The sequence below is a fragment of the Rothia nasimurium genome (assembly GCF_004569295.1).
Taxonomy (GTDB): domain Bacteria; phylum Actinomycetota; class Actinomycetes; order Actinomycetales; family Micrococcaceae; genus Rothia; species Rothia nasimurium_B.
The window spans coordinates 22,463-30,921 of sequence record NZ_SPQC01000031.1 but is presented as its reverse complement, the minus strand read 5'-3'; the positions used below and the strand labels follow the sequence as shown (position 1 = coordinate 30,921).

The window sequence follows — 8,459 nt, the reverse complement described above, 5'->3', positions numbered from 1 at the left end:
GGGTTGTGCAGGGGGGCTAGGGGGGAGAGCTCGTCAATCTTGGCGATGACGTCGTCGGTAACCAGTACGGGCTCTGAGAAGATGTCGCCGCCCTGAACGATGCGGTGGCCGATAGCGTCGATGGTCTTACCGTGCAGGGGTTCAACCAGGGCCTTAGCCATGATGTCGAGGGCTTCGGTGTGGGTGGGAATCTCGGCGGAGCCGATGTTCTCGACCAGGCCCTTAGAGATGACCTGGTTCTCTTCACCGGTAGCGGCGGTGTCACGCACCTGGTACTTCACAGATGAGGAACCGCAGTTAATAACGAGTACGAGCATGAAAGTGTTTTCCTTTAGTTGCTTAGTGAGTGAGGCGGACTCCCCGAAAGGTAACTGGCTGGGTCTGGCATGAATCGAGCGAGCCCTCCAGGGCGAGCGCGAGAAGGTTAGTCGCCGCAGGGGAGTCCACTGCGGCCGTTTTGCCAACCCAACCCCGCGCGTCCTATTACAGGGTCTGTGCCTGGATCGCGGTGATAGCTACGGTGTTGATGATGTCATCGACGGTAGCGCCGCGGGAGAGGTCGTTGATGGGCTTGCGGAGGCCCTGCAGGACGGGGCCGACGGCTACAGCGCCGGAGGTCTGTTGCACAGCCTTGTAGGTGTTGTTGCCGGTGTTCAGGTCGGGGAAGATGAACACGGTTGCCTGGCCTGCGACCTCTGAGCCGGGGAGCTTGGAGGAGGCGATGGACATGTTGGAGGCGGCGTCGAACTGGATGGGGCCTTCGAAGGCGAAGTCGGGGTTGGATTCGCGCAGTTTTTCGGTGGCTTCGATGACGATGTCAACGTCGGCGCCGGAGCCGGAGGTGCCGGTGGAGTAGGAGAGCATAGCGACCTTGGGGTCAACGCCGAACTGGCGGGCGGTCTCTGCTGAGGCCTTGGCGATGTCGGCGAGCTGTTCGGAGTTGGGGTTGGGGTTCACTGCGCAGTCGCCGAAGACGAGCACGCGGTCTTCCATGAGCATGAGGAAGACGGATGAGACGACTTTGACGCCTTCGCGGGTTTTGATGAATTCCAGGGAGGGGCGGATGGTATTGGCGGTGGTGTTTACGGCGCCGGAGACCATGCCGTCGACGATGCCCTTGTGTACGAGCATGGTGCCGAAGTAGGAGGGGTCCATCATGCGGTTCTGGGCGCCTTCGAGGGTCATGCCCTTGTGGGCGCGCAGTTTGGCGTAGGTGGCGGCGAAGTCGTCGGTGTATTCGTTGTTGTCGAGGTCGATGATAGTGACGCCGCGCTTGCCGTCTTCTGCGATGGGTAGGTCGATGGATTCGCGCTGGCAGATTTCTGCGATTTTTTCGGGGTTGCCGATGAGGGTGAGGTCGCAGAAGTCGCGGCGGACGATGAGGGATGCGGCGCGCAGGATGCGGGGGTCGTAGCCTTCGGGCAGGACGATGGAGCGGCGGTCGCTGCGGGCCTTTTCGATGAGGTTGTGCAGGAAGCGCAGGGGGGTCATGGTTGCGGGGCGCTCGAGTTCGAGGCGCTCGAAGAGTTCCTTTTCGTCGACGTTGCGGAACCATTCGCCGAGGGCTGCTGCGATTTTGCGGGGTTGGCCGAGAGCGAGCTGGCCGCGCACCATGGAGACGGCGCGGCCGGCTTTGAAGGTGTCGAGCTGGGTGGAGAAGACGGGGAAGGGGGCTTTTTCGACGAGCTGGCCGATGGCGGTGTCGCCCTTGAGTTCGCTGGCGAGGCCACCGGTGAGGAGCATGCCAGAGGGGGCGGGGAAGGTGGGTGCGAGGGCGGACGCGAGGGTTGCGACCATGATGTCGGAGCGGTCGCCGGGGACGATGACGAAGTCGCCGTCGGTGAACTGGGAGAGGAAGTTGGAGACGGTCATGGCCGCGATTTTGATGTCGTGGATGTCGCGGTCGAGGAAGTCCTGGTTCATGCCGTCGCTGCTGAGGCCGAGGTGGTTGACGACTTCGGCGACGGTGGGCAGGGCGATTTCGGGGAGTTCGGGCAGGACGTAGACGGGGCGGTTTGAGGGGCCGCGCTTGACGTTCTTGAGGATTTCTTCGCGCAGTTCGGGACGGGCGCGGTTGACCATGACGGCCAGGACGTCGACCTTGGCTGAGTGGAGTTCGGTGCGGGCTACGTCAACGGCGTTGACGACGTCTGAGACGGTGGATTCCTGGGCGCCGACGACGGCGATGACGGGGGTGCCGAGGTCTTTGGCGAACTGGGCGTTGAGGTCGAATTCGACGGTGGCTGCGTTGTGGGAGAGTAGGTCGGTGCCGTCGACGATGATGACGTCGCAGTGCTTGGCCATGTCGGAGTAGACGGAGACGGCTACGGATGACATTTCTTCGTGGTCGCCTGATGCGAGCAGTTCGCGGCATCGTTCGAGGGAGATGCCGCCGCGGGCCTGGGTGTCGTTGAGGTTGTATTTGGTGCGGAGCAGATGGATCAGCGGGTCTTGGGATTCGATTCCGCCGTGGAAGACGGGGCGGAAGAAGCCGACGCGGTCGGTTTCTTTGACCAGGGAGTCGAGGAGGCCGATGGCGATGAGGGACTTGCCGGAGCCCTGGTTCATCGCTGAGATATACATGCCGTTGGTCATCTGGGTCTACATCCTTGTGGCTGTGTTTTCGTGGGTTACGGTGGCTGTGGGACTACCGTATGTTTACTTCTGAGTTTATTCCTTTGCGTGGGCTTTAGGGGCGGCGCGGCGTGCGTTTGTGTGGTATCTCATGGGGTGCGGACGCTTGCTGACAGTGTGTGCCCGCGGGGTGCGCGGGTGGGTGGTTAGGCTGGGAGAAGCAGTATTTTTGAGGAGAGTCTTATGTCTGTGAAGCTAACCCGTCGTGCCCTGGTGAGCCTTCTTCCGGTTGTAGGTTTGGTGGCCTGTGGTGGTTCTAGTGAGACTGCCGGTAGCGCTTCTGCCGCCGCAAGCGGGGAAGCGGCGGCGGGCGTCCGCACCGATGCCGGCTACCAGCTCAACGCGGTGACCGACGGTGCCCCCACGGTGACCCTTTACACCGATCTGCAGTGCCCCTATTGCGCTAAGGCTGACCCCAAGTACCGTGAGGCCGCTGCCGAGTTAGAGGGCACCATGAACATGACGGTGCGCCACTTCCCGCTGTCGATGCACGCCAACGCGGTTCCTGCTGCCCAGGCTGTGCAAGCTGCTGAGGCCCAGGGCGCGTACGTGGCGATGGCTGACCACCTCTACACCCACCAGGCTGACTGGAAGGAAATCACAGATACCGCCCAGTTCGCCACCCTCATGGGAGACTATGCTGAGGCGCTGGGCCTGGACCGTGCCCGCTTCGAGTCTGACCTGCCGAGCGAAGAGGCTCTTGCCCTGATTGAGCAGGAGTATCAGGACGGCGTCGCCGCAGGTGTGAAGGGCACCCCGAGCTTCGTGGTGGAGGGCACCAAACTTGAGAACGTCGACTCCGCAACCAGCACCGCCGACATGGTGGCGGCCTTCAAGCAGGCGGCCGGTCTTTAACGAGCCGTGTAGGTAATCGAAACCTTCAGTGGGAGGACGCCTGGTCACCGCCTGCTGCGCCCTCTAGAGTTGAAGGTATGAAGATAGCTCTCGCCCAGATGCTCAGTACCAAAGACGTTGCCCGCAACATCGAGACGATTCGTGAATACACGGCGCTCGCGGCAGAGCGCGGTGCCCGCCTGGTGGTCTTCCCCGAAGCGGCCATGCTCAGCTTCGGCGGTCGACTGTATGACGATGCTGCCCAGCACGAGCTGACCTTCCGCACCGCCCTCGCTAACATTGCGCGCGAGAACTACGTGACCGTGGTGGCGGGCGGCTTCGCCCCGGTGCAGCTAGCTGACGAATGGAACCTGCGGGTCTACAACAACCTCTACTACTTCGACCAGAACGGGGTAGAGACCGTCTACACCAAGATGCACCTCTACGACGCCTTTGGGTTTAAAGAATCTGAGGGAGTTAAGGCCGGTGAGCAGCTGGTGACCATCACCGTGGACGGCACCAAAATCGGTCTGGCCACCTGCTACGACGTGCGCTTCCCCAAACTCTTTGCCGACTACTCCCGCGCCGGGGCGAAGGCGACGGTGGTGGCGGCGTCCTGGGCCGGGGGAGAGGGAAAGGTGAGCCAGTGGCAGATTCTGACCAGCGCTCGCGCCCTGGATTCCAACATGTTTGTGCTGGCTGTTGACCAGGCTTCTCCCACTAGCGCTGACCCGCGGGCAGATATCACCCAGCCGACCGGCGTGGGCTACTCCCGGGCGGTTTCTCCCTTTGGCGTGACCCTGGCTGAGGCGGGTGAAGCCCCCGAAATTCTGGTGGTTGACCTTGACCTCTCTGAGGTAGACCGTGCCCGCTCCGCCCTGCCCGTGCTACGCAACGCCAAGCTGGACTACTAGCACCTGCGTTGGTGCGGACGGAATAAGCAGCCCTCATGAAACGTTCTAGACTGTAGATAAGCTCCGCGAAGAAAGGTCCTTTCATGTCGAACATTCTTATTATTGGTGGCCACGGAAAAGTTGCTATGCTCGCCCACCCTCTGCTGGTGTCGTCCGGTCACACGGTGACTGCTCTTATCCGCAACCCTGACCACGCTGACGAGGTGCGGGCTGCTGGAGCTGAGCCTGTTCTTGCTGATGTGCAGGCGATGAGCACCGCTGAACTGGCCGATTTCTTCACCGAGCACCGGGCTGATGCTATCGTGTGGAGCGCCGGTGCCGGTGGAGGTAACCCTGAACGCACCTATGCTGTAGACCGTGACGCCGCAATCCGCTCTATGGATGCCGCTGAGGCCGCCGGGATGAAGCGCTATCTCATGGTCTCGTATATGGGGGCGTCTGTTGATCACGGTATTGACCCCGAGAAGTCCTTCTACGCTTACGCCGAAGCTAAGGCTGCGGCAGATGAGCACCTGCGTGCTAGCACCCTGGACTGGACCCTGCTGGGCCCGGGTGTGCTGACCGACCAGCCAGCAGGGGGTATCAGCGTGGGTGTTAATCAGGCGGGTAACGAGACCTCTCGGGCTGCGGTGGCAGAGGTGATTCGTGCAGCTGTGGCTGATGAGACGACGGTGGGTAAGGCAATTCCTTTCCATAACGGTAGTACCGAGATTGTTGAGGCCCTAGCTAGCGCACCGGCTAGAACGTCTTTGGCCTAACCTTCCCAATGATGAGGAGCGAGTTTCATGGGTTTCTTTGATATCTTCACCGATAAAGCCCTCGCCGAACCGGCTGAGGCCCAGCTTATGGCCACCGCCTACGGACACGTGCAGGGCGTGGGCTTCCGCTGGTGGGTAGCCGGTATCGCTAAGCCCCTGGGGCTGGTGGGCTACGCCAAAAACATGGACGACGGGTCGGTTGAAATTATCGCCCAGGGCAGCGCGGATGCCTGTGAGCAGCTCCTTACCGAACTGACCGGCGGCGATACCGCCGGTAGGGTTGATCATGTTGACTCTGATATCACCCAGCCGGTTGGCTCCTATAAGGGGTTCGGCATCTACTAGGAGGGCGCAATGGGCCACTCGCACGGCCACTCCCACAGCCATGCCCATGGGCATTCCCACGGCAGCGGGGCTAACGAGCGCCGCCTCATCATCGTGGTGGTTACTGCCTGGTCACTGGTTGCCTTCCAGCTGGTCGGGGCCTGGCTGACCGGTTCCCTGGCCCTGCTCTTTGATACGGTCCACGTCTTTACCGATGCCCTGGGGGTGAGCGTTGCCCTGGCCGCCGCGCGCCTGGCCCGCCTGCCGGCGTCCTCGCGCCACACCTGGGGGTTCCGCCGGGTTGAGGTGCTCTCAGCTATGTTCCAGGCCGCCGTGCTGCTCGGGGTAGGGCTCTTTGTGCTCTACGAGGCGGTGCAGCGCCTGCTGGAACCCGCCCCCATACCGGGCCGCGAAGTGCTGATTTTCGGCGTCATTGGCCTGGTGGGCAACATTGTGATGATTGCGGTGCTGGTGGGCGGCGACCGCACCAACTTCAACATGCGGGCCGCTTTCCTGGAAGTGCTCAACGACGCCCTGGGGTCGGTGGCGGTCATTATCTCGGCCCTCATTATCTGGCGTACCGGCTTCTACCAGGCCGACGCCCTGGTGGCCGTGCTCATCGGTCTGCTGATTATCCCGCGCACCGTCAAGCTCTTCCGCGAAACTGCCTCGGTCCTGCTCGAATCAACCCCGCGCGGGCTCGACCTCGATGAGGTACGCCGCCACCTCGAAGGCCAGCCCCACGTGGTTGCCGTGCACGACCTGCACGCCACCCAGATTTCCTCCGACCTGCCGGTGCTCACCGCCCACATCGTGCTGGACGACGAGTGCTTCACCACCGGCCACTCGGTGGAGATTCTCAAGAACCTGCAAAGCTGTGTAGCCGAGCATTTTGAGGTTTCTATTAAGCACTCCACCTTCCAGATGGAGCCGCGTTCCCTGGCCGCCGATGAAGACCTGCGCCACCTGCACTAGGTGAGAGACGCTAGGCTAGAGAGCATGTCACGCACTATTCAGCTGTCCTTCTCTGGCCTGAGCGCCTCTGTTGCCCCCGACGGCTTTTCTGAGACCGGCCGTATTCTTGAAATCGGTGGGGCCGAGCAGTCCCACGTGGATTTAGCCCACCCCGACTTCATCTTCTACGAGTACCTGCGCCGCATCGGCAACCTGGTCGATCTTCAGGGGGTACCGGGGGAACCGATAACCGCCGCCCACCTGGGGGCTGGGGCGCTGACCCTGGTGCGCTACGTTCAGGCTACCCGCCCCGGTTCTGCCCAGCTGGCCGTCGATATTGAGCGGGAGCTGCCCGGTTTTGTGATGGAGCAGCTGCCCCTGCCCGCGGGGACCAACTGCCAGATTTTGATTGAGGACGCCGCCGCGGCCGCTCCCCGCCTGAAAGCGGAGTTGGGCACGCCGGGTGGTCTTGACCTGGTCGTCCTCGATATTTTCTCGGGCTGGGAGGCCCCGCCCCACCTGACCACCGCTGAGTTTTACACCGACCTGCGCGACTCCCTGGCCCCGGCAAACGGCGATAGCGTGGGAGGCCTGCTGGCGGTCAACGTGGGGGATGACGCCGGGCTGAGTTTCTTCGTCGCCCAGGCCCGCACCCTACTCGATGTCTTTGAGCACGTCTGGTGCCTGGCCGACACCACCATGCTGAGCGGACGCCACGCGGGCAACCTCATCCTGGTGGGTTCGCACGTGGCGCTCACCCAGGACGCTACCACCCGCCTGGTCGGCGCCGGGCCGCACCCGGCGTCCGCCCTGGGCACTGACGAGCTGGTGGAGCTCCTAGGGAAGCTAGGCTAGGGCGCGTCTACCTGAGCGATAGTGGTGGTGACGCTCCAGGCGCCCAGCTGGGGAAAGAGCTGCACCGCAAAAGCCGCGCCTATCTGTAGAGAGATACAGGAGCCGATCACGAGAAGCACGCCGGTGGTCTTATCGGAGCCGGTGAAACGGGAACGAACTGCCTGCACAGGTGCCTTCTTTCGCGAGGGGTACTGCAAACAGTGTAGGTGGCTGTCTGCTGTAGGGGCGGCGCTGACCGCCAAATGTTACGGTGCCGCTCACACATGTGGCGGCCGGTGCCACAGTTACCACCTAGAGGTGCTGCGTAACCTGTCATGCCCAGGGCATACACGATAGCAAGTACACTGTGTTTAGGGTCGGTTGCCGGTAAACTAAAAGCTATGTTCAACTTCAACGCATCCAGCGCTTTTGACGCTAACGGTCAGCCCAAGCCCGCGGTTACCCGCACCGTAGACACCGTGCTGAAGGTTCAGCGCCCCCTGATTGTTTCCATGCTCAAGAAGATGCGTGAGAAGCACCCCCACGAGACCCCTGACCAGATTGCCAAGCGCCTCGAAAAGGCCTACCTGCGCGATGTGACGGTCGGCGGCGGTGCCGTGGGCGCAACCGCTTTTGTGCCCGGTCTGGGTACTGCGGCGTCCGTTGGCCTCTCTGCCCTAGCGGTGGGCGGCTACCTGGAGCGCACCGCTATCTACGCCCAGGCTATGGCTGAACTGCACGGTGTGCACGTTGAGGACCCCGAGAAGTCCCGTCTCATGGTCATGGCTATCATGCTGGGTGAGGACGGCTCCGTGCTCATGAACTCGATTCTGGCCCACACCGGTAAGACCGGCGGTGTCTCCCGTAAGTGGGGCATGATGATGGGCTCCAAAGACTCCGGCAAGATCTTCAGCATTGAGCGCACCATTCGCAATATGTTCATTAAGCGTTTCTTGACCCGCCAGTCCGGCGCCCTGCTGGGCCGCGCCCTGCCCTTTGGTGTGGGTGCTGTGGTGGGTGGCGGCGCCAACCTGGCCCTGGGAAAGAACGTGGTCAAGTCGGTCGAGCAGACCTTCGGCGCCCTGCCCGCTATTTTCCCCGATGCTCTGAACCTTGACCGTGCTCCCAAGTTTGAGGGCGGTCAGGACGCCGGCACCTCCGAGGGCGTGCAGGGTGAGACCGCGCAGCTTGAGAAGTAAAGAGAACT

At 62.3% G+C, this 8,459-nt stretch carries 9 protein-coding genes and 1 pseudogene; 7 read left to right on the top strand and 3 right to left on the bottom strand.

Going from position 1 to position 8,459, the window contains the following annotated elements; all coding sequences use genetic code 11:
• Positions 1 to 317, bottom strand: a pseudogene (locus E4U03_RS08895) (acetate kinase); the annotation flags it as partial.
• Between the two features lie 166 nt (positions 318 to 483).
• Positions 484 to 2,595, bottom strand: coding sequence for a phosphate acetyltransferase (gene pta, locus E4U03_RS08890; protein ID WP_135013192.1), 2,112 nt, complete (start codon positions 2,593 to 2,595; stop codon positions 484 to 486).
• A gap of 222 nt (positions 2,596 to 2,817) precedes the next feature.
• Between pta and E4U03_RS08885 the strand changes: the two genes are divergently transcribed.
• The 6 genes from E4U03_RS08885 (at position 2,818) to E4U03_RS08860 (ending at position 7,273) form a co-directional block, all read left to right on the top strand.
• Complete coding sequence (locus E4U03_RS08885) at positions 2,818 to 3,489, top strand: DsbA family protein (RefSeq protein WP_135013191.1); 672 nt, start codon at positions 2,818 to 2,820, stop codon at positions 3,487 to 3,489.
• 77 nt (positions 3,490 to 3,566) lie between these two features.
• On the top strand, positions 3,567 to 4,382 hold the full coding sequence (locus E4U03_RS08880) for a carbon-nitrogen hydrolase family protein (protein WP_135013190.1): 816 nt from the start codon (positions 3,567 to 3,569) through the stop codon (positions 4,380 to 4,382).
• Positions 4,383 to 4,465: 83 nt separating this feature from the next.
• The gene (locus E4U03_RS08875; protein ID WP_135013189.1) at positions 4,466 to 5,140 is read left to right on the top strand and encodes an SDR family oxidoreductase; all 675 of its coding nucleotides are present in this window, start codon (positions 4,466 to 4,468) and stop codon (positions 5,138 to 5,140) included.
• Positions 5,141 to 5,167: 27 nt separating this feature from the next.
• A complete protein-coding gene (locus tag E4U03_RS08870; RefSeq protein ID WP_135013188.1) occupies positions 5,168 to 5,485 on the top strand; it encodes an acylphosphatase in 318 nt (105 codons plus the stop codon).
• Between the two features lie 9 nt (positions 5,486 to 5,494).
• Positions 5,495 to 6,439: a cation diffusion facilitator family transporter gene (locus E4U03_RS08865; protein ID WP_135013187.1), complete on the top strand. Its 945-nt coding sequence runs from the start codon at positions 5,495 to 5,497 to the stop codon at positions 6,437 to 6,439.
• Positions 6,440 to 6,463: 24 nt separating this feature from the next.
• Positions 6,464 to 7,273: a spermidine synthase gene (locus tag E4U03_RS08860; protein ID WP_135013186.1), complete on the top strand. Its 810-nt coding sequence runs from the start codon at positions 6,464 to 6,466 to the stop codon at positions 7,271 to 7,273.
• Here the strand turns inward: E4U03_RS08860 and E4U03_RS13405 are convergent.
• A complete protein-coding gene (locus E4U03_RS13405) occupies positions 7,270 to 7,440 on the bottom strand; it encodes a hypothetical protein (RefSeq protein WP_167752370.1) in 171 nt (56 codons plus the stop codon). The genes E4U03_RS08860 and E4U03_RS13405 overlap by 4 nt on opposite strands.
• A gap of 213 nt (positions 7,441 to 7,653) precedes the next feature.
• Here E4U03_RS13405 and E4U03_RS08855 point away from each other — a divergent pair, with 213 nt between their 5' ends.
• Positions 7,654 to 8,451 carry a di- and tripeptidase gene (locus tag E4U03_RS08855; protein WP_135013185.1) on the top strand — a complete coding sequence of 266 codons (798 nt, stop codon included), beginning with the start codon at positions 7,654 to 7,656 and terminating at the stop codon, positions 8,449 to 8,451.
• The last annotated feature ends 8 nt before the right edge of the window (positions 8,452 to 8,459 follow it).